Source organism: Salinibacterium sp. M195, assembly GCF_019443965.1.
Lineage (GTDB): Bacteria > Actinomycetota > Actinomycetes > Actinomycetales > Microbacteriaceae > Rhodoglobus.
The window spans coordinates 1104297-1128595 of record NZ_CP040814.1; the positions used below are offsets into that span (position 1 = coordinate 1104297).

At 60.6% G+C, this 24299-nt stretch carries 19 protein-coding genes; 10 read left to right on the forward strand and 9 right to left on the reverse strand.

The window, feature by feature from the left end:
- The first annotated feature begins 28 nt into the window (after positions 1–28).
- On the forward strand, positions 29–1465 hold the full coding sequence (locus FFT87_RS05280; RefSeq protein WP_219950710.1) for an RNB domain-containing ribonuclease: 1437 nt from the start codon (positions 29–31) through the stop codon (positions 1463–1465).
- Here FFT87_RS05280 and FFT87_RS05285 read toward each other — a convergent pair whose 3' ends face one another.
- The 6 genes from FFT87_RS05285 to FFT87_RS05310 form a co-directional block, all read right to left on the reverse strand.
- On the reverse strand, positions 1466–2230 hold the full coding sequence (locus FFT87_RS05285) for an oxygenase MpaB family protein (protein ID WP_219950287.1): 765 nt from the start codon (positions 2228–2230) through the stop codon (positions 1466–1468).
- Between the two features lie 116 nt (positions 2231–2346).
- The gene (locus tag FFT87_RS05290) at positions 2347–3357 is read right to left on the reverse strand and encodes a LacI family DNA-binding transcriptional regulator (protein ID WP_219950288.1); all 1011 of its coding nucleotides are present in this window, start codon (positions 3355–3357) and stop codon (positions 2347–2349) included.
- Complete coding sequence (locus FFT87_RS05295) at positions 3354–6515, reverse strand: glycoside hydrolase family 38 C-terminal domain-containing protein (protein ID WP_219950289.1); 3162 nt, start codon at positions 6513–6515, stop codon at positions 3354–3356. Before FFT87_RS05295 ends, FFT87_RS05290 begins: the two co-directional genes overlap by 4 nt.
- Positions 6512–7534, reverse strand: a complete 1023-nt coding sequence (locus FFT87_RS05300) for a DUF4432 family protein (RefSeq protein WP_219950290.1) — start codon at positions 7532–7534, stop codon at positions 6512–6514. Before FFT87_RS05300 ends, FFT87_RS05295 begins: the two co-directional genes overlap by 4 nt.
- Complete coding sequence (locus FFT87_RS05305; protein WP_255560068.1) at positions 7531–8685, reverse strand: class I mannose-6-phosphate isomerase; 1155 nt, start codon at positions 8683–8685, stop codon at positions 7531–7533. Before FFT87_RS05305 ends, FFT87_RS05300 begins: the two co-directional genes overlap by 4 nt.
- Positions 8618–9679: a carbohydrate kinase family protein gene (locus FFT87_RS05310; RefSeq protein WP_219950291.1), complete on the reverse strand. Its 1062-nt coding sequence runs from the start codon at positions 9677–9679 to the stop codon at positions 8618–8620. The genes FFT87_RS05305 and FFT87_RS05310 overlap by 68 nt, the downstream gene beginning before the upstream one ends.
- Before the next feature lie 150 nt (positions 9680–9829).
- Here FFT87_RS05310 and FFT87_RS05315 point away from each other — a divergent pair, with 150 nt between their 5' ends.
- The 9 genes from FFT87_RS05315 (at position 9830) to sucD (ending at position 21989) form a co-directional block, all read left to right on the forward strand.
- Positions 9830–10672, forward strand: a complete 843-nt coding sequence (locus FFT87_RS05315) for a class I fructose-bisphosphate aldolase (RefSeq protein ID WP_219950292.1) — start codon at positions 9830–9832, stop codon at positions 10670–10672.
- Entirely contained in the window at positions 10669–11820 is a 1152-nt protein-coding gene (locus tag FFT87_RS05320) for a Gfo/Idh/MocA family protein (RefSeq protein ID WP_219950293.1), read from the forward strand. The genes FFT87_RS05315 and FFT87_RS05320 overlap by 4 nt, the downstream gene beginning before the upstream one ends.
- A gap of 92 nt (positions 11821–11912) precedes the next feature.
- A complete protein-coding gene (locus FFT87_RS05325) occupies positions 11913–13166 on the forward strand; it encodes an ROK family transcriptional regulator (protein ID WP_370628572.1) in 1254 nt (417 codons plus the stop codon).
- 188 nt (positions 13167–13354) lie between these two features.
- Complete coding sequence (locus FFT87_RS05330; RefSeq protein WP_219950294.1) at positions 13355–14719, forward strand: extracellular solute-binding protein; 1365 nt, start codon at positions 13355–13357, stop codon at positions 14717–14719.
- Between the two features lie 55 nt (positions 14720–14774).
- On the forward strand, positions 14775–15731 hold the full coding sequence (locus FFT87_RS05335; RefSeq protein WP_219950295.1) for a carbohydrate ABC transporter permease: 957 nt from the start codon (positions 14775–14777) through the stop codon (positions 15729–15731).
- A 4-nt stretch (positions 15732–15735) separates the two neighbouring features.
- A complete protein-coding gene (locus FFT87_RS05340; RefSeq protein ID WP_219950296.1) occupies positions 15736–16620 on the forward strand; it encodes a carbohydrate ABC transporter permease in 885 nt (294 codons plus the stop codon).
- Between the two features lie 60 nt (positions 16621–16680).
- Positions 16681–19692 carry a glycoside hydrolase family 38 C-terminal domain-containing protein gene (locus tag FFT87_RS05345; protein WP_219950297.1) on the forward strand — a complete coding sequence of 1004 codons (3012 nt, stop codon included), beginning with the start codon at positions 16681–16683 and terminating at the stop codon, positions 19690–19692.
- A gap of 229 nt (positions 19693–19921) precedes the next feature.
- Positions 19922–21091 (forward strand): ADP-forming succinate--CoA ligase subunit beta, encoded by a 1170-nt coding sequence (sucC, locus tag FFT87_RS05350; protein WP_219950713.1) that lies wholly within the window; start codon positions 19922–19924, stop codon positions 21089–21091.
- Positions 21092–21101: 10 nt separating this feature from the next.
- Positions 21102–21989, forward strand: a complete 888-nt coding sequence (gene sucD / locus FFT87_RS05355) for a succinate--CoA ligase subunit alpha (protein WP_219950298.1) — start codon at positions 21102–21104, stop codon at positions 21987–21989.
- A 102-nt stretch (positions 21990–22091) separates the two neighbouring features.
- On the opposite strand, the gene FFT87_RS05360 is transcribed toward sucD, so the two are convergent.
- Genes FFT87_RS05360 through FFT87_RS05370 form a run of 3 tightly spaced genes read right to left on the reverse strand, consistent with a single transcriptional unit; the run spans position 22092 to position 24287 of the window.
- Entirely contained in the window at positions 22092–22973 is an 882-nt protein-coding gene (locus FFT87_RS05360) for a DMT family transporter (RefSeq protein ID WP_255560069.1), read from the reverse strand.
- A complete protein-coding gene (locus tag FFT87_RS05365; RefSeq protein ID WP_219950299.1) occupies positions 22970–23689 on the reverse strand; it encodes a B3/4 domain-containing protein in 720 nt (239 codons plus the stop codon). The genes FFT87_RS05360 and FFT87_RS05365 overlap by 4 nt, the downstream gene beginning before the upstream one ends.
- Positions 23682–24287, reverse strand: coding sequence for a helix-turn-helix domain-containing protein (locus tag FFT87_RS05370; protein ID WP_219950300.1), 606 nt, complete (start codon positions 24285–24287; stop codon positions 23682–23684). Before FFT87_RS05370 ends, FFT87_RS05365 begins: the two co-directional genes overlap by 8 nt.
- Positions 24288–24299: the final 12 nt, after the last annotated feature.

Genomic DNA, 24299 nt, shown 5'->3' on the forward strand with positions numbered 1-24299 from the left:
TTCTGAAAGCCACGACCAATCGGGCACTATCGCGCGCGGTGAACCACGGCTCGTGGTGCCGCGCATTCGACCGCTCGGTACGGGCGACGAGCTTGCCGCGGCTCTCGTTCAGGCGCGCGTTGACCTCAAGCTACCGACCGCATTCGACGCTGAGGTCGAAGAAGCGGCGGAGGCTGCGGTCGCCGCATTCGAACCCCCAGAGCTTGATCTCACGGACATCCCATTTGCCACCATCGATCCTGACGGTGCTACCGATCTCGACCAGGCGCTCTACCTAGAGCGGGTCGGCGAGACGCTTCGAGTGCTGTACGCGATTGCGGAAGTTCCCGCCTTTGTGCTGCCCGGTTCGTCCGTGGATGCCGAGGCCCGCAAACGCGGGCAGACGCTCTATGCGCCGGACGGCCGTGTTCCGCTGCATCCCACCGTCATCAGTGAAGATGCCGCCTCGCTCCTCGCCGGGGCAACCCGACCAGCCTTTGTGTGGACGTTCGATTTGGATGCCACCGGTCAGGTCACCGCAACGACACTCGTTCGCGCTCAGATTCGCAACCGTCGCCAGTACAACTATGTCGAGGTGCAAGATTTGCTCGACAACGACCTCGCTGACGAATCACTGTCGCTATTGCCCGAGTTTGGTCGGTTGCGTGCCGAGCTGGAGCGTCAGCGCGGCGGTGCAAGTCTCAATCGGCCAGACGAAGAAGTGGTGCTCGTCGACGGCGCCTACGTTCTGGAGCGCCGAAGCCCACTTCCCGTCGAACAGTACAACGCCCACGTCTCGCTCATGACAGGAATGGAAGCGGCGCGCATCATGCTCGAGGGCAAGGTCGGCATCTTGCGCACCATGCCAGCCCCCGACGAACACACCCTCGCCGACTTCCGCCGCCAAGTTGCGAGCCTCGGATGCCCGTGGCCCGAGAACCAGAACTATGGCGAGTATCTGCGTGCTCTCGACCACAGCGATCCGCGCGCGCTTGCCGCAATTCACGCCGCCACATCGCTATTTCGAGGAGCCGGGTACACCGTCTTCGATGGTGAACTTCCTGAGGAAAATATTCAAGCCGCCGTCGCGGCGCCCTACGCTCATGCGACCGCGCCGCTGCGCCGCCTCGTAGACCGTTTCGTGCTTGTCGCGTGTGAGGCACTCATTTCGGGCCGCGGAGTACCAAAGTGGGTTCGCGAAGCGCTGCCCGAGCTGCCAAAAATCATGGCGCGCACGAGCTCCTTTGCCTCACAGCTGGAGCGGGCATCAGTCAATGCGATCGAGGCTGCACTCTTGAGCGCGCGAGTGGGAGACGAATTCGACGCCACAGTGGTTTCTGAGCGTGCTGATGGCGGCATCATCCAGATCGCTGATCCGGTGATCACAGCCCGCATCGCCGGCGAAGTCACGGCCGGCTCGACAGTGCGAGCGCGACTCGTTACCGCGGAGATCGCTAGCGGAACTGTGGAGTTCGTGCTGGCATAGCTAACGCCGAGAATGGCGGAACGCGGTCAGGTAGCGGCGCTGCGCAGCAAACCGTATCCACCGTGGCAGGCGGGGATAGACGGCTCGCGTAACCCACATGATCCGGTCAAAGAGCTTCGGGTGATGAGCCAGTGCGTAGGCCTCACGGAGTTCTTCGCTGAGCAACCCCCCTGTCAGCACTCGCACGAGCGGCATCGCCGGTCGCAGCCACCACGGTCCGGCGGTTGGATACAACAATCGATGCGCAACTCCTCGGCTCGCGTTCGTCACGCTCAACGAGGCCACGCTCTCGTTCCAGTACGCGGCGAACGCCGCACGGTCAGCGGGCCACAGCGAACGCGGAACGCCCAAGGCAGTCGCGATAACGGCGTAGTCGGAGAGAAGCGTTTCGGCATCCACTTCGCGCATCGGCCCGAAGACGAGCTCGCGCACGCGCATCGCGGTGTCATACAGCGTCGCGGCCACCCACAACTGCAGCTGCGGGTCGCGGGCGTCGTAGCTGTCCGCTCGTACCGGGCGGTGGGCGGCCCCCACGCGGCGAGCAACCTCCGCGGCTTCGGCCGGAGTGCCGTACACCGTGACATACAGATAGGTGAGGGTGCCATTGAGGCGATCCAGCGGGCGCCGCGCAAAGTCACTGTGCTCGGCAACTGCCAGCCCAACTGCGGGGTGTGCGATCTGCAGCAGAATGGCCGCGCCGCCGCCAGCCAACAGGGCAACGTCGGCAGAGACATCCGCGATTCTGAGTGGGCTGGTATCGATCACAGGCTCAGCTTAGGAGCGTTCCGTTGAGGAGTGCTGTGCAGAGTAGAACTGGGCAGTGGAATGCTTGGCGAGCAGAGTGTGACTGACCTGCCGGGGCGGAAGGCCCTGTCGCTCGGCTACTGAGCGGTGGACCATCCGCCACGACTCACCAGAGATGACGGGAGCAATGTTCGGTGCGGTGCACTGGCGTCGCCTTCAATCCGAGCGATCAGTTGCTGAGCTGCTGCAGTACCGAGTGCGATCGTGTCGTTGCTGACGGTGGCAACGGGGCGGGGTAACAGTCGCGACATCTCGAAATCATCGAATCCGGCAACGTCGATATCGGCGCCGCGTCGCCAAATTTCCTCGACAGCGCCCACCGTGCTCCTGTTGTTTCCGCACAACACGGCGGTTGGCGGTTCAGCGAGGTCAAGTAGCGCGGCCATGGCGGTTGCCGCATCTTCGGGAGCATGGATGTTGGTCGCCAGGAGGGCATCGTCGAAGCGGATGTTCGCTCTGTCGAGAGCAGCGCGGGCTCCGGCGAGGCGCTCTTCCATCGTATAAATCGACAGGGAGTCGAAAAGAAAACCGATGCGGCGATGGCCGCGCTTCACGAGATGAGCGATCGCAAGTTCTGCTCCACCACGATTGTCGACAAGAATCTCGTCGGCGCTGATATCCACTCCGGGGCGATCGAGGAACACCACCGGGGTTCCCAACTCGACTTCCTCACGGAGGTAGTCGTGGCTTGCGTTTGTCGGAACGATGAGCAGCCCGCGAACGCGACGCTGACAGAGATCGAGGGCGAGGGCGCGCTCGCGAGCGGGATCCTCTTCTGAACTCGCCATGACGACCTGATAGCCATGAGCGCTTGCCTCTCGCACGATAGCGCTCGACAGCGTCGTATAGAAAGAGTTAGAGAGGTCAGCGGTGATTACCCCGATGGTCTTTGACACATCGCCCGCTCGCAGATTCGCGGCCAAACTATTGTGGCGATAGCCAAGCTCAGCAATTGACGACTGTACTTTCGAGACAAGTTCGAGGTCGACTGTCGCAATCTTGTTGACGACTCGAGACACCGTTTTCAGGCTGACGCCCGCGTGCGCCGCAACATCGTTCATTGTCGGTCGGCGAGCGTGAATGCTCATTGAGGGCTCTCCTGGAGTCGTGCCACACGCAGTGTCACTATTTCGAATCCGCGCAGAGATAACGCTAGCTGACCGTGAACGTCAGTGTGAAGACTGCGCAGAGGAGCACCGTGCAGATCGCAGAGGGAAACGTTGCTCCCCGCCTCGAGCCCACCGATCACAACGTCTGATTGCTCTCCCGTTGGCTCGTAAAGCCTGACGAGGACACCGGTGGCATCAGACTGAAGCGCAGCGATAGCGGCACTTCCAGACACGATTCGAGGTCGCCGAGGCGCGGAGTGTGGGTCTAGCGTCACGTTTGCCGTCACCACAATGGGCGTGTTCAGTGCGGTAGCCATCGAGACGACGCCCGCCTGTTTCCACGAGCCGTTGTGCACAGCGACGCGGAGGCGAGTGAGTTCGACTCCCTCTGCTTCACCTTGCGGGTCAGGATCGTAAGCGCTGCGGACGAGAGGGATGCGCAGTCGGGGGCCCAGAGCATCCACCCCATACTTCGAGTCGTTAGCAACTGCGATGCCGCTCGTTGCGGAACCGAGGTCTGCCCACCGCAGCATGGAACCCAGATAACCATCTGGTTCGCGCAGCGTAGCGGCGAACGGCGTCTCGACCCAGAGCTCGGGGGAGGGTAGCCGGGAGCCGAAGGACACGGCGAGGCCAGGAACCCCCTGCAGCGCTCCGCCGAGTTCGTGCCAATCAACTTCGATCTCATAATCGATCCACGGCAGGTCGGCGTAAAAAATCGTGCGCACGGTTGCCGTCGAAGCATCGAAACGGTGCACTGTCGACAGCACAGTGCGCACGGCCCCGTGTTCGTGAATAGCCGTAGTAGTGCCGCCGAGCAGCGTGCGTTCGGAGTCGAGTTCGTCCATGACCCATGAGGTCATCGGGTGAGGTTGTTCGTGAGTGAGCACGAGGGCGCCGAAGCCGAGATCTGGCCTCAACTGACGCATACTCTCGGGACTGTTGGGACCGCGGCCAACCACGAGGGTGTTCATTGCTTTATCGAACAGCGTCGTGATGATGCCGCTGTCGAGACGCACTTGGGCGCGGTAGAACGGAGAATCAATGTCGAGCATGCCCGTGACATCCGAAGGGGTGACGTGAACAGGCCGGGGCGCTCCAGTGGCGGCTTCGGTGGCGGTGTTGGTTAGCCGGAACGTCGCGGATTCGAAGGCACCGAGTTCGGCGACAAACACCAGGTCGCCGTCGCTGGTGAGTTGGGCTGGGATGGCGACGCCGTCCGCTGACTCGACTCCAGTGCGCCCGCCCGCGACCGTATGCGGAACTGTGACGATGTCGCGGCGGTCCGTTCCCGTGGAGTTTGTCGCAACGAAATTGTCGTCGGGGGCGGTCGAAGTCAAGAGTGCGAACGCTTGCGAGCGGATGTCGCTGGCACAGTCTGCCGCTAATGCTGCGTCCCGATATTGGTCGGCATACGCTGCGGCAACTGCCGAGCCGCCGAGAATGTCATGGAATTGGTGGTGAAGAATCCCGCGCCACGCTTCGGAGATTTGCTCTCGCGCTTCGATGCCGGCGAGGGCTCCGAGCGTTTCGGCTTCGACGAGAGCGTTCTCGCTCGAGCGGTTCATCCGTTTGGAGTCGACTCTGGTGACATAGGTACCTTCGAACACGCGGTCAGATTCTCCCCGGAAGACGGGGAGATCTGGTTCGGTAGCGAGAAGGGCAGTGACGTAGTCCATGACGGTTGAACACTGAACAGCGGGAAAGGATGATGCTGTTCCTAGCGAGCGGATCGTGTCGAGATCGGCGCGAGTTGGTCCACCTCCGTGGTCGCCTACTCCGTAGAAGTAGCAGATCTCGGTGAGGTTGTTTCGCACGCCGAGAGTGATGAGATCTCGGGCAAGCCGCGACGCAGTGACGGGGCCTAAATAGATTGCGGTGCCAACGGCGAGGAGCCGAGTGCCGTCGTCACCTTCCCACCAGTACGCCTGCCAGTGACTTCCGGTGTCGGCGAAGCCGGGGTTGGCGCGGTGGTGGTAATACACTTCAGCGCCTGCGGCTCGTGCCAGTTGGGGAAGGTTTCCGTTCTGACCGAAGGTGTCGGGAGCCAGCAACACGGTGGGGGAGACGCCAAGCTTGGTACGCGAGTACTCGACTCCTTCGGTGAGTTGCTTTGACTGTGCGATTCCGCTCGGGATGTTGATGTCTGACTCAACCCATTGCACCGTTGCTGGCTCGAGGCGGCCTTGCCCAATGAGGTCGGTGAGTTGGGCGAAGAGCTCGGGGTGGGAGGCCTCAACTTCGGCGTAGCCGCGCGCTTGCGAGTGAGTGAAGCGGAATTCGGGATAGTCGGCAAACAGATCGACGACGCTACGCATGTCTCGGAAGATTACTTCGCGAGTGTCGTCGTACGTCCAGAGCCAGGCGAGGTCGATGTGCGAATGGCCGACGCAATGGATGCGAAATTTCGCTAGCGCCGCGTCGAGCCAGTCCAGCTGCTCACGCATCTCGGGCGTGGTGAAGGTGTGAGTGAAGTCAGAAGTTGTGGCGTCAGAGAAATCGTGCGGTACCGCGCGTGCAAGGGAAAGCACGGATGCTTGCTCGGCATCAGTTTGCGCAAACTCGCGGGCTAACTCCAACCTGGCCAATGCGAGATCGAGCGAGTGCCAGCGCTCCCGCAGAGCTGGCGTGGTGAATTGCACTGTTACGCCCGTGCGCCCCCAGTCACCGTCGAGGGGAACGGGGCTCGGCAACACTCGCAGCAGCATCCGCCCGTTGTGGCCGGCTTTCACCCGAGGCACGACGTCGATGAGGGCTGGGCCCGAGGCAACGACGGGAACAGCGTCGCCAAATACCCGAACATCATCAACGAATATATCGATCGGGCGCAACGAGTTAATGGTCAGCTGCAAGGTCTCGCCGACGATCGAAACGCCGCCGATTGTCTCTGGCAGGTCAAGCTCGAGCTCAAGCTCAACTCCCCGGTCGGCGACAACAGAGAACGATTCGAAGACTCCAACCTGGCGTAAATGGTATGTCTCGATGTTCATCGCGACCGGATGTTCAACTCCGTCATGGGATCGCGAGATCCAGTGCTGCGCCAACCAGCCCGACTCTGCCGTGAGGCTCGCAGCCTCTAACCGTTGGATCGCACCCTGAACTTCTCTTTCGTACTCTGTGATGCTGTGCTCGCTCATTGGGGGTGGGTTCCTCTGAATTCGTGGTTGAGATCGTCGCTGTGCGCGGAAAAATCAAGGCTGAAACCGGTCTCGAGGCTTTCCCCTGATTCCAATACTGGTGCTCCGGCATGCGGCAAGTTGCGGTCATCGCCGAAGAGCGGCGAATTGCTGGGCTCGATTCCGAGCGCCCAGCCTCCTGCTGCCGGCCACACCCACTGAAAGAGTTTCGGCAACGTTGCTACTTTCCAGTCGAGCGTGGCAACGCCGCCATGCTGGGGGAGCACTGTCACCCGACCGACTGGCGCGACGTGTTCGAATACTGCTTCATCAAGATTGTTAGTCGGCTCGGGAAACCGTGCCGCCGACTCGATCGCCATGCCGTCATAACGCGGGCGGATTTCGGCTGCGTCAACTTCGACGCGGGTGCCTTCGTCAAGAAATGGAGCGCCAAAGTTCACGTGGTACAGCAGCGCCACGGGAGACGCTTGTTGGCCCTCATTGCGAATGTGATCAATCACTTCTAGGCGGGGAATTCCCGTGCTCGCCACGATGCGGCGTTCGACAATGAGGCGGCGGCCGAAGAGTTCCATGCTTGCGATGAGCCCAGTCACGGTGACGACGATGTGCTCGCCGACCAATTCACGGGTGTACCGAACGTCGCTTGCGGCCGTGTGGGTGTGGGTGCCGTGGAGTGGATAATCGTCGCGCTCTGGTCCTACGTTGTCGAGACCGCACGTCACGAGCATTCCCCCTTTGAATCGGGAAAGGAACCCCGCGCCAAGAGCCGGAACGTCGCACTGTGTGCTCGGGAGGGCAGAACGCCACGAGACAGGCGAGCCTTGATGCCAGAGCGAACCAATATCGAGGCCGCGCTGCGGTAGCACTTCAAAACTCAGTCCGCCCGCAAGACGAACGTCGATCACGCGAACGCCGTCGCGGTCTGTCGCGTCGCGAATTTCCGCGAGTGCGTCGAGCCGAGTGACGTGCCCAGCGGAGAGAAGCTCGCTCGCCCGGATTCGTGTGTCGTGGTGTTTCACGAGATCAACCTCGTGGCCGGGTGCGGCCCAGTAGCGGGCGGGCGGGCAATCAGAATGTCTGCCTTTCCGGAAAAGCGAAGTGGGCCGGCGGCGAACGGCACCACGCTCGTCGAGCCGGTCGGAAGCGCGGTGATGTGACCGTCGGCACCGTGCAGGAGGGCATCGCCATCGATTACCACCACGACAGCGAAGCCAGGGGCGAGCTCTGCGGCCCCGTCCACGACAGTGCGACCAAGTTGAAAGAACTCATCTGCGCTGTGCACGAAGAGAGAATTGCCGACGTAGTTGCGGGTGATGAACGAACTGATTTCGGCGAGGGAGCTTGCTCGAAGATCGACGGCATCGAGCGCGATGTCGAAGCCCAGCCCGAGGTGGCCGTCTCTCTCACCGTCTAGGTCGAAATCGCGCCACTCCAGAAGGATCGACAGGTCTTCCGGTTCTTGTAGTTCCACCAAGAAGACACCTTTGCCAATGGCGTGCAGGGTGCCGGCGGGAACAAAGACAGTGTCGCCAGCGGCAACTTCGATTTCGTGGAGCAGGGGGAGGAGTTCTTCGACCGCTTGAGTGGCGACGAGCCGCTCTAGAGTGCTGCGGCTGAGTTCTTCTTTCAACCCGAAATGTATGATTCCGCCCTGCAGGATGTACCACGCCTCCGCTTTGCCGTGCGAGCGATCGAGGTGTTCGTGGGCAAATTCAGCGCTGGGATGGATGTGCACGGGAAGGCGCTGCCCGGCATCCAAAAGTTTGACGAGCAGTTTGGTGTCCGTGCCGAAGGTGGAGACGTGGTCGGGTCCGAGCCAGCCGTGCGGGTCGCTTTCGATCGCTTCGGCGAGCGTGCGCCCATCGGGCAATTCTGTGAGCCCGAGTCGGGGATCGCCAGCGAGGCACGTTACCGAGGCGACCCAGTCTTCGGGAACATGGAGGCGTGTGGCGGCTACATCATTGGGACCCTCTTCGGCGGCAGCAGTAGCAGCGACTCCCACTGTTGCAAACGCGTGGCTCCGGAACGCAGCGATTTTCTCTCCACCCTGATAGAACCGGGCGGGAGGTTGGTTTGCAGGAAGCATTATCGGGATAAGCATGTCAGGAGCTTTCATGAAGTTGATGGGGTGGGACGGCGGGATGCGCTTCGAGCATTCGAGCGAGAGCATCCTTTGTGGCTACTTCGCCCTGCATTCGGATGGCAGCGCTCGCTGCCGCGGTTCTCGCGGCATCCGAAAGGGAACGACCGGCCCACAGCGAGTAAAGAAGCCCTGCAGTGAGGGCATCGCCGGCACCATTCGTTGACGCCCAATTCTTCACGGGGAGGGGCGGCTGCCACAGTTCCCGGCTGCCCCACTCGTTAGCGACCGCGGCAAGTGTTCGTCCGCCACGGCGCAGTCGTTCGGGGCTCGCGGTCGTCACAAATACCCCGTTCGCGCCGGCGGAAAGGGCGACAACGGCAACACCCTGCTCGATGAGCGATGCCGCCAGTCGCTCCACTAGCTCGATCGAGAATGGTTCGCTGATGCCGAGCGCAGAGGTGAGATCGTCAAGGCTGGGACTGGCGACGTCGACGGTCGGCAAGACGTTAGCGAAAATCTGAGCCCAATCGAGGGAAGCAACGCGGGAGCTCGGGTCGACCACGGCGAGATCGATCGAGGTGGTTGCACCCGCCGCGTGTGCCCGCTCAAGCAGGATGCGGATGGGCTCACCTGAATTTTCGAGCATGCCCCTCATCAATGAGGGGTAACCGAAGTGCACGATGCTCGCGTCGGTCACCGTTACCGCGGTCGGATCGAAGAATTCGTTAGCTCCGGGATAGTGCAGAAAGCTGCGATCGGTTCCGTCTGCTTGGAGGACGATGCTGTAGGAAGTTCCCGCTGCGGTCGAGGTCTGAAGATCGTTGTCTGGCATACCTTTGGCTTCAAGGGTGCTGCGGGCGGTGCGGCCGAGTTCGTCATCCGAAATAGCGCCGGCAATTCTGATCGGCACCCCGAGCTCTTGCAAGGTTCCGCCGGTGTTGGCAATGGTGCCGCCAATGGACCAGCCGGCTCGCCCCACTTCGACGAGAGCGCCGGGGCGGATGCTCGAAAAGTTTGTCAGATCGGTCGCAATATCAATGCAGATGTGTCCGGCGAGCACTATCTCGCGCGGCTCAGACATTGTGGAACTCGCTCTTAGCCATCGTTACCGCTCCATCGTTCAACTCTAGACAACGTTGTCTCAGTAACGATAGCCTGACCGATACGGACAATCCAGTGCGAATTTTCTCGCATCAACCCACCGTCCACCGTGTAAGGGAGTTGCACCACCGTGTCTGAATACCGTCTCAACCGTTTGTTCAATGCCGACTCCGGAAGAATTCTCGACGTCGCCGTCGACCATGGCTTCTTCGGCGAAGCAAGTTTCCTCAACGGGATAGAGAACATGGATAACGTGATCTCGACGCTCGTCGATGCTGGCCCCGACGCCATCCAGCTGACACTGGGGCAGGCGCGACTGCTGCAATCGGTGAAAGGCAAGGCCAAGCCGGCCCTTGTTCTGCGCGCCGACATCGCCAATATTTATGGCAACCCGCTCGACTCCCACTTGTTCAGCCACCACGTGCCGAATGCGATCGAAGAAGCTGTGAGATTGGATGCCGTTGCCGTCTGCGCCAACCTCATCCAGCTTCCGGGGCGCCCCGAAATTCGCGAAGCCTGCGTTAAGTCGATCATGGCGCTGCGAGCGGAAGCCACGAAATACGGAATGCCACTCATGGTGGAGCCGCTCGTGATGCAAGACAATGCGGTCGCCGGGGGATACATGGTTGATGGTGACACCGACAAGATCCGCACTCTGGTTCGCCAGGCGCGAGAACTGGGCGCAGACCTGATCAAAGCAGACCCAACAGACAACGTTGAGGACTATCACCGCGTCGTCGAGGTAGCGGGCGATATCCCCGTGCTCGTGCGCGGCGGTGGACGAGTGGATGACAAGACACTGCTCGAAAGGACAGTGGCAGTGCTCGCGCAAGGAGCATCGGGAATTGTCTATGGCCGCAACGTCGTGCAGCACCAGAACCCCTCAGGGATCACCCGGGCGCTCATGGCCGTGCTTCACGACAACGTCAGTGCCGAAGACGCTCTCGAGCTCGTGAACGGAGACGACAAATGAGCCAGAAAGTAGTCAACGTTGCCATCATTGGTGGCGGACTCATGGGGCGCGAGATTGCGGCAGCGATCCAGCGCTGGCCCGCTCTGATCGATCATCCGGTGCGCCCTCGCCTCACCGCGGTCTGCGACATTAATCCGGCTGCCCTCGACTGGTTCGATGAAATCGATACTGTCTCGAGCAAGGTCACCGATTATCACGACCTTCTTGAAGACGAGTCGATCGATGTGCTGTATATCGCTGTGCGTCACGACCTCCACGAACAGCTCTACATCGATGCCATCAACGCGGGAAAGAGCGTCTTAGCCGAGAAGCCTTTTGGGATTGACCGTGCAGCGGCCGATGCCATTGTCGCCGCGATCGACGCTAACGCGGCCAGTTTCGTGCGCTGCTCAAGTGAGATGGCGTTCTATCCGGGAGCGCAGCTGGCGATCAACTACATCGCCTCGGGTGCCCTCGGGCGCATTATCGAAGCACGCAACGCCTTCCTCCACTCCAGCGATATCGACACGACGAAGCCGCTGAACTGGAAAAGACAGAATCAGTTCTGTGGCGCGGCCGGCGTGATGAATGACCTAGGGCTGCATGCTCTGCATGTACCGCTGCGCCTTGGGTGGCAGCCGGAGAAGCTCTTCGGAGTGCTGCAGAACATCGTCACGAAGCGGCCTAGTGCGACCACGGGCGAGCTCGAGGATTGCGACACGTGGGATAACGCGGTCATCCATGCCTGGGCTCGTCACGATGACATTGAATTTCCGCTGACGCTCGAGATGAAGCGAATCGATCCCGGCCAGAAGAACACCTGGGAGTTTGAAGCGATCGGTATGGAAGGCGGAGTGCGCTTTTCCACTAGCAACCCCAAGGCTGTTCAGATATTCACGCGAACCGCAGTTGCGGGTATCGGCACAGAGCAAATCTGGCAGACCATCGAAGCGGGAAGCCAATCCGTGTGGCCGACCGTCACCGGCGCCAACTTCGAGGCGGGATTCTCGGATTCAATTCTGCAGATGTGGGCGGCGTATTTGGCGGAACGCGAAGGGCTCCTCGGAGACCGCTTCGGCTGCGCGCTGCCGGCTGAAGCGGCGCTGACGCATCGGATCTACGATGCGGCAATTCGCTCCCACGAGTCGGGTTCGGTGCAGGTTCCCTAGCCTCGTGCGCGCTCGCTGGGGTTCGGTCGACATAGTCAGTCACCCTCTCTGCGGACTATTGTTCTCGGGAAGAGCGAAAGCTGAAGGGTGCCATGACAGAGCAAGCGAGTTCGGTGTCGCGGCGGGGAACGAATCTGCCCGCGATGGGCGATTTCAATCAGTCGGTGATCTTGGATGCGATCCGACGCGCCCCCAAGGGCCTGAGTCGAGTGCAGCTGGTTCCGGCGACGGGACTCTCAGCTCAAACGATCTCTAACATTTGCCGTCGTCTCATTGATGCCGGTTTCGTTCTCGAGGCGGGCAAGGAGAGCACCGGTCCCGGTAAGCCACGCACGATGCTCGTGGTCAATCCAGAAGGCCGCTACGCGCTCGGAGTGCACCTCGACCCCACCGTGATGACTTTTGTGATGCTCGACTTGACGGGCGCTGTGGTGATGCGCGTGCGTAAGCCGACTCCGACCGAGACTGATCCGGCGAAGATCATCAATAAGATCGGTCGTGAACTTTCGAAACTCATTGCGTCATCCGGCGTGGACAAGGATCGGATTGCCGGCGTAGGCATCGCGGCGCCAGGGCCCATCGATAGTGTTCTGGGCACCGTGGTCGATCCTCCGCACCTCACCGGCTGGCATCGAGTGCCGCTGAGAGACGCACTGGGTGACGCCACCGGGCTGCCGGCCATTTTGGACAAAGACGTTACGGCGGCAGCAATCGCTGAAATGTGGGCCGGCGGCGCTAACGGCACGGGAAGCTTTTGTTTTTTCTATCTCGGCACTGGAATCGGAGTCGGACTTGTCGTCGATGACCTTGTCGTGCGGGGTAGCTCCGGAAATGCGGGGGAGATTGGCCACATCGTCACCGACCCGAACGGCCCACCATGCTTCTGTGGGTTGCGCGGCTGCATCGCGGTGACGTGCATGCCGCAAGCTCTCGTGCAGGAAGCAGAGGAGCTCGGTGTTCTTGACGACTCTCGCGTGGGCAACGACACCACATCGGTGGATGCCCGTTTCACGCAGTTGTGCGATGCGGCCAACGACGGGAACGCGATTGCAGTCGAGATAATTGAGCGTTCGGCCGTGCGTCTTTCTCGGGCAGTTGCCGTCGTCGCGAATGTTTTGGACGTTGATCGGGTCGTCTTCGGTGGGCCGTTTTGGGCTCGACTTTCGGAGTTCTATCTGCGCAAAATTCCCGAGTTGCTTGAAGAGCTTCGGGCAGCGCGCCGAATACACCACATCACTCTCAGTGGGTCAGTTGTTGGCGATGATGTCGCAGCAGTCGGCGCGGCGTGCCTGGTGCTTGACCGCGCGCTCGCGCCGAATCCGAAGGCGTTATTGATCGCTCACTAGCGGTTCTCGCTCGATCTAATTTGCGGGTTTCGCATGGTTCTTTGGCGCGCAAAAAAGTATTCGTCAACTCCTTGACATCTATATATCTATTCGATGTACTATTGGCGCAAGGTGCCAAGGGTGGTCTGAAATGCCGTTGGTCCTGGGGTAGCCAAGAACTCAACAGCTATATGGAGCAAAGGAGCACCATGAAAAAGAGCGCAGCAGTCGCGATTTCGGTGATCGCCGTAGGATCCCTCCTCGGTATCGCCGGATGCACGTCCACTCCGTCGGATTCGTCCGAAAAGACCATCAAGGTCTCGTACATCAAGACCGATGCCTTTACCGCCCTCGATGACCTGTTCACCAAGGTGAAGCCTGAGTTTGAGGCAGCGAACCCCGGCGTCACCGTCGAGCTCGATCCGATCGCGGCAACCGACGATGACTACAAGACTAAGTTGGCTCTGTCGCACCGTTCGGCTGAGACCGCGCCAGACGTCTTCTACGAAGACCAAGGCAATGTTCGATCGGATGCCGAGGCTGGCTACTTGCTCGCTCTCGATGACTACGTCGCCAAGTGGGACGATTGGTCCGAATTCACCGACGCGGCGAAACAAGCTGGCGCCGGGGATGACGGCAACATCTACTCGGTCTCGTTGGGAACAGACACTCGTGCCATCTGGTACAACAAAACAGTCATGACCAATGCCGGCATCGACGTGCCTTGGGAGCCCCAGAGCTGGGATGACGTTCTCGTCGCCGCCCGCAAGATCAAGGCGTCAGACCCCAGCGTTGTTCCGTTCAACCTCTATGCCGGTACTGGTACCGGTGAGGGTTCAAACATGCAGGGCTTTTACGAGCTGCTGTACGGCACCGACCTCGGTGGAGATGCGCTGTACGACTCCGAGAGCAACAAGTGGGTTGTCGGTTCCGACGGCTTCACTGAGTCGCTCGAGTTCCTGAAGACCATCTACGACGAAGGATTGGCGCTCACGCCAGCCCAAGCACTCGACCCCAACATCTGGAAGTCAGTCTTCGGCGAAATGTTCCCGAACGCAAAACTCGGTGGCACCGTTGAAGGTTCGTACACTCCGTCATTCTGGGTAGAAGGTGGATCATTCGAGTGGGCTGACTACGCCACAGAAATGGGTGCAACCGCGTTCCCGACTCAAGACGGTCAGGCTCCGGGCGGCGTCAGCATGTCCGGTGGTTGGACTCTGGCCGTTGGCTCGCAGAGCGCGAACCCGCAGTTGGCGTTCGACTTCATGGCTCAGGCATTGAGCTTCGAGAATGCTCTGGAATATGACAATGTCAACGCCCAAATCGCTGTTCGCAAGGATGTCGCGGCAGATGAGAGCTACCTCGGCGCGAACCCGTTCGTTGGCGCCGTAACCGATCTCGTTGAAGTCACGCACTTCCGTCCATCAACGAGCATCTACAACCAGATCTCCGTTGAAGTTCAGAAGGCATCCGAAGCGGTTATTACCGGCAAAATGTCACCGGCTGAAGCTGCTGCGTCGTATGACGCCGCGGTGACGAGCATCGCTGGTGATGACATGGTGATCGAGAAGTAACCCTTCCCATGCGCACCAGAATCGAACCGAGACCACGGAACAGGAATCGCCCGAAGTGACTGCAGAAGTGATCTCGACGACTCAAGGTGCACGAGACGGACGGAGGCCCGGACCCCAGCGTTCGGGCCGCCGTTCGGCTCTGAAGAAGATCTCCCGCGTAGTGCGGATGATTCCGCTCGTTCCTGCGATCATCATCATGGTGGTGTTCCTGGCCGGACCCATTATCTGGTCGTTCTATGGCTCGCTTACCAACGCCGCCCTTTCCGGTGCGAACGCCGCGAACAGCTCCTTTATCGGGCTCGACAATTACGTCAAGCTTTTCAATGACCCGGTATTTCCGCAGTCGTTGTGGATCACGATTGTTTTCACTTTGGCATCGGCGGTCATTTCGCAGAACGTGCTTGGACTGGGGATCGCCCTCGTCGTCACGCGGGCGAACAAGAGGCTCGCGACAATCGTCAGCTCAACGGTTGTTGGTGCATGGATCCTGCCGGAAATTGTCGCCGCCTTCGTTTGTTACGCGTACTTCAGCCAAGACGGAACGCTCAACCAGATTTTGGCGCTCGTAGGGCTGACAGGCCCCAATTGGCTTTACACCTTCCCCCTGCTGGCGGTCGTCTTGGCGAACCTCTGGCGTGGAACCGCCTTCTCATTGTTGGTTTACCAAGCAGCGCTCAACGACGTGCCGCCGGAGATCTCAGAAGCGGCGATGATCGACGGCGCAGGGGGTGCGAAGCGGCTCTTCTTCGTCACCATTCCCATGATCAAAAACACGATTACGACGAACCTGATGCTGATCACCCTTCAGACGCTGTCGGTCTTCACCCTTATCTATGTGATGACCTCAGGTGGACCGGGCAACGACAGCACGACCCTGCCGATCCTCGCGTACAAAGAGGCTTTCCGATTCGGCAACATCGGCTACGGAACCGCTATCGCGACAATTCTCCTGTTGATTGGTGCTGTCTTCTCCATCATCTACATTCGGGCAGCACGCCCCTCGAAGGACTAGGACAATGACAACTACTACTAGTCCCCAGCCCGCGAAACGTAAGCCGAGCGTCCTTTCTCTGGCATCTCCCCAACGACGGATGTCGGCAATCCTCGCGAATTCGGCGCTCGTCGTGGTCGGTGTGAGCTTCCTGCTCCCTCTGGTCTGGCTCGTCTTTGCGGCCTTCGACCCGAATGCGACCTACAAAACCCAGATTCCGCAGACGGTGACGTTCGACAACTTCGCCGCCGTACTCACGCCTGAATTGACCTTCATCCCGATGCTCAACAGTCTGATCATCTCGGTCGGAACAGCCACCGTGACAATCGTGGCAGCGCTTCTGGCGGCGTATCCACTTTCGCGCTACCAGTCGCGCTTCAACAAGCCATTCATGTACACGGTGCTTTTCGGAACGAGCCTTCCGATCACGGCGATCATGGTGCCGGTTTACCTCTTGTTTGTGCAAATGAATCTGCTCGACTCAATGCCGGGAACAATCTTCTTCATGGCCGCCTCGGCGCTGCCCATTGCCATCTTCATGACCAAGAACTTCATGGACTCAGTGCCCATCAGTTTGGAAGAAGCGGCCTGGATGGACGGCGCTTCTGCAATGCGAGCACTCGGCTCGATCGTTGTCCCCCTCATGCGCCCCGGCATTGCTGTGGTCGCGATCTTTGTCTTCTTCCAGGCATGGGGAAACTTCTTCGTCCCGTTCATCCTTTTGCTGTCGCCAAGCAAGCAGCCAGCAGCAATCAGTATTTATACCTTCTTCGGACAGTACGGCTCCATCGCCTATGGAGAGCTCGCCGCGTTCTCACTCATCTATGCAGTGCCCGTCATGGTGCTCTACGTGGTGGTGTCCCGCGGCATTGGTGGATCGTTCGCCCTAGCCGGGGCTGTTAAGGGATGACGCAGAAAATTGGCCGCACGGCGACGGTGCCGTGTTCGAGTTTGGGGCTAGGGAGCCAACATGCATGAAAATCGAGCGCTGAGTGAAGCGCGGATCGATCGCTTCTTCAATGAACGACTTGTACCGAACGTGTACCGCGAAACAGCACCGCTATCGATAGCCACCTGGATCGTTCCGGGGGAGCCTGTCGCTTTCGCCGAAGCCCGCCAGGCGGAGTATGCCTCGTTCGCCGTCGGAAGCATGTGGGGTCGTCCGTGGGGAACCGTCTGGTTCCATGTCACGGGGAGCGTCCCCGAGCACTGGCGCGCTGCGGATGCCGTAGTCGAGGTCGTCGTCGACCTCGGCTTCAGTGCTGGTCTTCCCGGTTTTCAGGCCGAGGGCCTTGCCTTTGCCCCTGACGGTCGCATCCTGAAAGCGATTGAGCCTTACAACGACTATCTCCCTGTTGATGTGGCAGCGGGCTCTGTCGATCTTTATCTCGAGGCAGCATCGAACCCCAATGTCGCTGCCGGCTTTGCATTTACGCCGACGGCGCTTGGCGACCTTGCGACTGCTGGCAACGAATTGCAGTATCAACTCAAGCGGTTAGACCTTGCGTGGATGGATTCCCCGGTCTGGGAACTGGTGCAAGATGTCCGTGCCCTTCGAGGGCTCATGGCCGAACTTGCCGACACCCTTCCGCGGCGTCACGAGATTCTTCGCGCGCTCGGAAACATGGTGGATGCCATGGACCCGACCGACATCTCCGGTACGGCCATTGCGGGTCGAGAAGCCCTCGCCGGAGTGCTTGCGAGCCCCGCGTATGCGAGTGCCCACCGTCTGGCCGCTATCGGGAATGCGCACATCGATAGTGCGTGGCTGTGGCCGGCCCGGGAGACGGTTCGCAAAGTTGCGCGCACTTTTTCGAACGTTCTCGCGCTCATGGAATCCGACCCCGACTTCACGTTCGTCGCGTCATCCGCCCAGCAGTTTGAATGGTTGAAGGCATCGCAGCCTGAGCTTTTTGAACGGGTCAAGGCACAGGTTGCCGCTGGCCGGTTCATCCCCGTTGGCGGAATGTGGGTGGAGTCAGACACCAACATGCCGGGGGGCGAAGCGCTCGCCCGCCAGTTCATCGCCGGCAAGCGTTTCTTCATGGAAGAGTTCGGCGTCGAACCGGTCGAGGCGTGGCTCCCCGACTCATTCGGCTATTCGGCAGCGCTCCCGCAAATCGTGTCAGCTGCCGCTTCGAAGTGGTTCCTGACCCAGAAGATTTCGTGGAACGAAACCAACACGATGCCGCACCACACCTTCTGGTGGGAGGGCATCGACGGCACACGCGTCTTCACGCATTTTCCGCCGGTCGACACCTACGCCTCTGAAGTATCAGCAAAAGAACTTGCTCGCGCAGAACGGCAATACGCCGAGAAGGGGCAGGGCACTAGTTCACTGCTTCCCTTTGGATGGGGTGACGGCGGTGGCGGACCGACTCGTGAGATGTTGGCGGCGGTCACTCGAACCGGCGACCTCGAAGGTTCGCCGCGCACCCAGCACGCCACACCAGCCCAGTTCTTTGGCGAAGCTCACGCCGAATATGCGGATGCGCCAGTCTGGTCTGGCGAGCTCTATCTCGAGCTCCACCGCGGAACCCTCACTTCGCAGGCAAAAACCAAACGCGGTAATCGCCGAAGCGAGCACCTATTGCGCGAGGCCGAACTCTGGGCGACCGCGGCGGCAGTGCTTCGCGGGGCCGAGTACCCCTACGACGCCGTGGAGGCGGCGTGGAAGACGGTGTTGCTGCAGCAATTTCACGACATCCTTCCTGGTTCCTCGATCGCGTGGGTGCATCAGGAGGCTGAAGCCAACTATGCGCGGGTCGAAGCGGAACTCTACGACGTCACGATGAATGCTCTGGCTGAACTTGCCGGAGAGGGAGACGATGAACTCGTCTTCAACTCTGGCCCCTTCGCACGCAACGGCGTCGACGGCATCTCTGGTTCCGTCCGTAGACCGGCCGCGGTGACCGCCGCCCCGCAGCCGAGCGGTGACGGCTTCGTTCTCGACGATGCACGTACTCGAGTGACGTTGGATGCTCGCGGACTCATCATTTCGCTGGTCGATCTGGTTGCTGGCCGCGAACTTATCCCTCGTGACCAGCCCGGAAACCTGTTGCAGTTGTTCCGCGACACTCCTAACCAGTGGGATGCGTGGGATATCGATGAGAGCTACCAGCGCGACCTGCAGAACCTCACCACTGTCGACTCGATCGGGCTCACTGGCGATGGCACTGGGGTTCGGATCGAGCGATCGTTTGGTGAGTCGCGAGTGGTCCAAGAGTTAAGACTCAACTCAGAAACCGGGGCCATCGATATTGAAGTCAGTGTCGATTGGCACGAGACCCAGAAGCTACTGAAGCTCGCCTTTCCCTTGGACATTCACGCCGAGCGCGCGGCATCCGAGATCCAGTTCGGCCACATTTTTCGGCCAACACACTCAAATACGTCATGGGATGCTGCGCGCTTCGAAACCGTCGCACACCGCTGGGTTCATGTTGGCGAGCCAGGCTACGGTGTCGCGATCGCGAACGATGCGACCTATGGCTACGACATCCGACGTGGGGGAGAAGACGGAAGTGCCACGTCCACCGTCGTTCGGGCGTCGCTGTTGCGCGCACCGCTCTTTCCCGACCCAGAATCTGATCAGGGCACGCATGAGTTCACGTTCTCCCTCACAGCGGGGGCGGACATTGCCGATGCCGTCTCTGAGGGTTACCGACTCAACGTGCTTGAACGTGTGGTTCGTGGTTCAGGCGAAGTGCCTGCACTGTTCACCTGCAGCAATAGCGCGGTCATCATCGAGACCATCAAGCTTGCCGAAGATCGTTCGGGAGATGTGGTGATTCGTCTGTACGAATCGCTCGGATCTCGAGTGCGTGCGACGATCACGCCAGAATTCGGATGGCGGTCGGTTGTTCAAACTGATCTGCTCGAGCGAGCCATCAGCCGGACCGCGATTGACGACGATGACGAGGGCGACGTGTCGGTTACTGTTCGCCCATTTCAGATCGTTACGCTGCGATTCACGCGCAACTAGCGGCCCGAGACAGCCATCAGAAGGCTCGGATGCGGCGATAAACCGTATCCAGAAGTTCAAGTCCCGCAAGATTTGCCGATCTTTCGCTCTCTACAGCCCGCTATCGGAAAACGCACAACCTTAGGCACGGTAGGCTTTCCCCTTGGCGCGCGTCTCTTGGAGCCGACCAATTTGGCACCGTTTCGCCGCCGTCCCCACTCACCATTACGCGCGGATTGGAATGAGCAGCGTGGATCTATTTGAGTACCAGGCCAGAGACGTATTTGAGTCGTATGGCGTACCAGTACTTGCCGGCCTAATTGCCGACACCCCAGAAGAAGCCAAAGCAGCAGCCGAGAAAATCGGTGGAACCGTTGTAGTCAAGGCTCAGGTCAAGACCGGCGGTCGCGGCAAAGCGGGTGGTGTCAAGGTTGTTCACAACGCCGATGACGCCTTCGCCGCAGCCGAGCAGATCCTTGGTCTCGACATCAACGGCCACACGGTCAAGCGAGTAATGATTGCTGCCGGTGCTCGCATCGCGCAGGAGTTCTACTTCTCCGTGCTGCTCGACCGAGCAAACCGCTCCTACCTCTCGCTGTGCAGCGTTGAAGGTGGAGTGGAGATCGAGGTGCTTGCTGTTGAGCGCCCCGAGGCTCTCGCCAAGATCGAGGTCAACCCGCTCACGGGTATCGACCTCGCCAAGGCCACTGAAATCGCGAAGGCTGCCAACTTCCCGGCAGAGCTCGTCGACAAGATCGCTCCCGTTTTCGTGAAGCTGTACGACGTCTACAAGGGCGAAGATGCAACTCTCGTTGAGGTCAACCCTCTCGTGATCACCGAAGACGGCGACATTGTTGCCCTCGACGGCAAGGTATCGCTCGACGAGAACGCAGACTTCCGTCACCCCAAGCACGCTTCGCTCGAAGATGCAGCGGCAGCTAACCCCCTCGAGGCGAAGGCTAAGGCCAACGGCCTCAACTACGTCAAGCTCGACGGTGAAGTTGGTGTCATCGGTAACGGTGCCGGCCTCGTCATGTCGACGCTGGATGTTGTTGCCTACGCTGGCGAAAACCACGGCAATGTGAAGCCAGCCAACTTCCTTGACATCGGTGGCGGAGCATCCGCAGAGGTCATGGCTGCTGGGCTCGACGTTATTCTCAATGACCCTCAGGTCAAGAGCGTGTTCGTCAACGTTTTCGGTGGAATCACCGCGTGTGACGCTGTTGCTAAGGGAATTGTGGGTGCGCTCGCAGAACTCGGCAGCGCAGCAAACAAGCCTCTCGTTGTCCGTCTCGACGGCAACAAGGTCGAGGAGGGTCGCGCGATTCTTGCTGAAGCGAACCACCCCCTCGTGACGCTAGCCGCCTCTATGGACGAGGGCGCCGACAAGGCCGCCGAACTCGCCAACGCCGCGAAGTAAGGAACCGAGCATGTCAATTTTCCTCAACAAGGATTCCAAAGTCATCGTTCAGGGCATCACCGGCGGTGAGGGCACCAAGCACACCGCTCTCATGCTCGCTGCTGGCACCCAAGTTGTTGGCGGCGTCAATGCCCGCAAGGCCGGCACGACGGTAGTTCACGGTGACGTTGAGCTGCCCGTGTTCGGCACTGTTGCTGAAGCAATGGAGAAGACGGGGGCGGATGTTTCGATCGCTTTTGTTCCTCCGGCCTTCACCAAGGATGCCGTTGTCGAAGCTATCGACGCTGAGATCCCGCTGCTCGTCATCATCACCGAGGGTGTTCCCGTCGGCGACTCTGCCGAGTTCTGGGCTTACGCGCAGGAGAAGGGCAACAAGACCCGCATCATCGGGCCGAACTGCCCCGGAATCATCACGCCAGGTGAAGCACTCGTCGGCATCACGCCAGCGAACATCACCGGCAAGGGCCCGATCGGTCTCGTCTCCAAGTCGGGAACGCTCACCTACCAAATGATGTACGAACTCCGTGACCTCGGATTCTCGACCGCAATCGGCATCGGTGGCGACCCCATCATCGGCACCACGCACATTGACGCTCTCGCAGCGTTCGAGGCTGACCCCGAGACCAAGGCCATCGTCATGATCGGTGAAATTGGTGGAGACGCTGAAGAGCGTGCCGCTGACTACATCAAGGAGCACGTCACGAAGCCTGTTGTTGGCTACGTTGCTGGCTTCACAGCCCCCGAGGGTAAGACCATGGGTCACGCTGGTGCGATCGTTTCTGGCTCAGCCGGAACCGCTCAGGCCAAGCAAGAAGCTCTTGAAGCCGCTGGTGTAAAGGTCGGCAAGACGCCGTCTGAAGCCGCCAAGCTCATGCGCGAAATTCTCGAAACTCTGTAGCAAGAACCTTTCGCTACGGCCAAGCGCCGCTCGTCTTCGTGACGGGCGGCGCTTGTGGTTTAAGCACTTAGATTGCTGTGTCAGGCGTGCGGCGAAATCGCGCTAGGCGTGCGGTGCGGGATCGAGTTCGGCTTGGGGAACGCGAGTTCCGCTACGTTGCGCGGCGGCTCCCGCGAGCACGACGAGGCCGATGCCGATCCACTGCACGAATGACGGAATCTGGTGCAGCACGATGAGGCCGACGATCACTCCGAAGGCGGGTTCGAGCGCCATGAGTGTTCCGAATGCCGTGTGGGTCATCCGGCGCAGCGCCAGCATCTCGAGCCCGAAGGGCAGCACGGGTGAGAGCAGGGCCAAGCCGAGTGCGATCGGCAACACGCGCCAGTCGAAGTCGGGAATGACCTGGGGTGCTCCCACGAACGTTGCCATGAGGGCAGCAATCGGGATGGTCATTGACAGCGAGCTGATGCCCGAGAAACGGTCACCGACTTTTTGCGTGAGCAAGATGTAGCTACCCCAGCCCACTCCGGCCAGCAGTGCGAAACCAACACCGACGAGGTTCGTTTCGCCCTCCCACGGTTCGGTGAGCAGCACAACGCCGACCAGCGCCAGACCGGGCCAGGCGAGCATCCGGGCACTACCGCTTCGAATGGCGGCAACCGCGAGCGGTCCCAAGAATTCGATGGCCACGGCGGTGCCGAGCGGGATGTGTTCGAGCGCCGAGAGGAAGGCGACTGACATAACCGCGGTGGCGACGCCCAGCCCGAGAATCGGGGCGATGTCTTGACGACGGATGCGACGCACCTGTGGGCGCGCAACCATCAAGAAGATGATGCCGCCAAATACCAACCGCAGCCACGCGGTTCCGCCGGCGCCAACTTGCTCAATGAGCCCAACCGAGAAGGCCGAGCTCAGTTGGATCATCATCATGGCGGCGACCGCCATCGACCACGCGGGCAGTGGCTCGCGCGTTGTGGCGGTCATGGTGCAGTCACTAGGCGCCGTGAAAGGGAAACGGCAGGATTGATAGCAGTGAGCGCGGCCACGAGGGCGTCGCCCGCAGCCCGCAGCGCATCATCCGTCATTGGTTTGAGCGCGTCAAAAATGAAGAAACCTGTGGTGGTGTCATCGCTGAGCGCGGTGCGGGGCCCTTGACGCCAGTTCCAGCGACGGCAGGTCACACCGGCATCGTCACGCCAGACAACTTCGCCGGCGCTCGGATGCTCCACGACTGCTTCGCCGTTGGCGAAGGCTTCGAAGGTCTCGTCTCCGACAGCGCGCACGAGGCGTGCTGGTCCGGCGTAGAGGGCGAGGTCTTCGCCGCCGACCGGCACTTGGTGCAGCACCGAGATTGCGTTGTAAATGTCGGTGAGCGCGTTCACGCGGGGGAGACCTTCGGCGGCGCGACGTGTGAGAGCTTCGAGGCTGTTGCGGGTGCGCTGCGGCTTGGCACCGAACGTGCGGTACGCCTCGCGCCAGGCGGCAATGTGCGGCAGCTCCTCGACGGGCTGATCGGCGAGAAGGCTGCGGGCATGAGTCTCGGCCGCGTGGATGAGTTCGTCGCTCGCCGTGTTGCTGGGCGCAGCATCCAGTCCCTCGATCACGAGGAGCAGTGCGCGGTAGTCAGGCCGAAGCTCGAAAACAGGCGCGTCGACTGAGGCGGAGTTCAAGAAGTCGTCGTGAGCCTTGGTGCTAGACATGGGATGTCTCCGTTCGGTGTGACGCGCCGATGCCCGGTTCCAACACGGTCAAGACGAATCGTGTGGGCTCGGGGCTCTGGTTGTTGTAGGTGTGGTCTTCGTCGCCGGGGAACGCCAGCGAGTCTCCGGCTCCGAGCGCGAACGTCTCGGAGGCGACGGTCATCGTGATTTCGCCCTCGAGCACGTGCAGCAGCTCTTGAGTGCCGGCGCTGTGCGCTTCGCTCGAATGTGAGTCGCCGGGCATGAAAGTCCACTCCCACAACTCGAGGGCCTCGGGGGTGTTGCTGGAGGCCATCAGGATGCCGCGACCACCCTTCTCACCCGTCCAGAGCGCTGCGCCAGCACCGGCGCGCGTGACCTTCGCCTGCTGGGTCGTTGGCGGCTCCACGAGGGCGGGCAGGCTCACGCCAAGGGCTTCGCTGAGGCGGAGCAGGGTTCCCACGCTCGGATTCGCCGCGCCCTGCTCGACGTTGACAACCATGCGGCGGCTGACTCCGGCTTGCTCAGCGAGCTGGTCGAGAGTCAACTTGCGCGCTTGCCGCTCGTTCTTGACACGGGTGCCGATCGTGCGCGCCAGAAGTTCGGTGGGTTCATCCATCAGTGCAGCATA

What these genes read in the sequence shown, in the direction of transcription:
- FFT87_RS05290 (WP_219950288.1), bottom strand. Translation starts at nt 3,357, where the DNA reads ATGAGCATTCACGCTCGCCGACCGACAATGAACGATGTTGCGGCGCAC.
- FFT87_RS05295 (WP_219950289.1), bottom strand. Translation starts at nt 6,515, where the DNA reads ATGAGCGAGCACAGCATCACAGAGTACGAAAGAGAAGTTCAGGGTGCG.
- FFT87_RS05305 (WP_255560068.1), bottom strand. Translation starts at nt 8,685, where the DNA reads ATGCTCTCGCTCGAATGCTCGAAGCGCATCCCGCCGTCCCACCCCATC.
- FFT87_RS05310 (WP_219950291.1), bottom strand. Translation starts at nt 9,679, where the DNA reads ATGTCTGAGCCGCGCGAGATAGTGCTCGCCGGACACATCTGCATTGAT.
- FFT87_RS05320 (WP_219950293.1), top strand. Translation starts at nt 10,669, where the DNA reads ATGAGCCAGAAAGTAGTCAACGTTGCCATCATTGGTGGCGGACTCATG.
- FFT87_RS05325 (WP_370628572.1), top strand. Translation starts at nt 11,913, where the DNA reads ATGACAGAGCAAGCGAGTTCGGTGTCGCGGCGGGGAACGAATCTGCCC.
- FFT87_RS05330 (WP_219950294.1), top strand. Translation starts at nt 13,355, where the DNA reads ATGAAAAAGAGCGCAGCAGTCGCGATTTCGGTGATCGCCGTAGGATCC.
- FFT87_RS05340 (WP_219950296.1), top strand. Translation starts at nt 15,736, where the DNA reads ATGACAACTACTACTAGTCCCCAGCCCGCGAAACGTAAGCCGAGCGTC.
- FFT87_RS05345 (WP_219950297.1), top strand. Translation starts at nt 16,681, where the DNA reads ATGCATGAAAATCGAGCGCTGAGTGAAGCGCGGATCGATCGCTTCTTC.
- sucD (WP_219950298.1), top strand. Translation starts at nt 21,102, where the DNA reads ATGTCAATTTTCCTCAACAAGGATTCCAAAGTCATCGTTCAGGGCATC.
- FFT87_RS05360 (WP_255560069.1), bottom strand. Translation starts at nt 22,973, where the DNA reads ATGACCGCCACAACGCGCGAGCCACTGCCCGCGTGGTCGATGGCGGTC.
- FFT87_RS05365 (WP_219950299.1), bottom strand. Translation starts at nt 23,689, where the DNA reads ATGTCTAGCACCAAGGCTCACGACGACTTCTTGAACTCCGCCTCAGTC.
- FFT87_RS05370 (WP_219950300.1), bottom strand. Translation starts at nt 24,287, where the DNA reads ATGGATGAACCCACCGAACTTCTGGCGCGCACGATCGGCACCCGTGTC.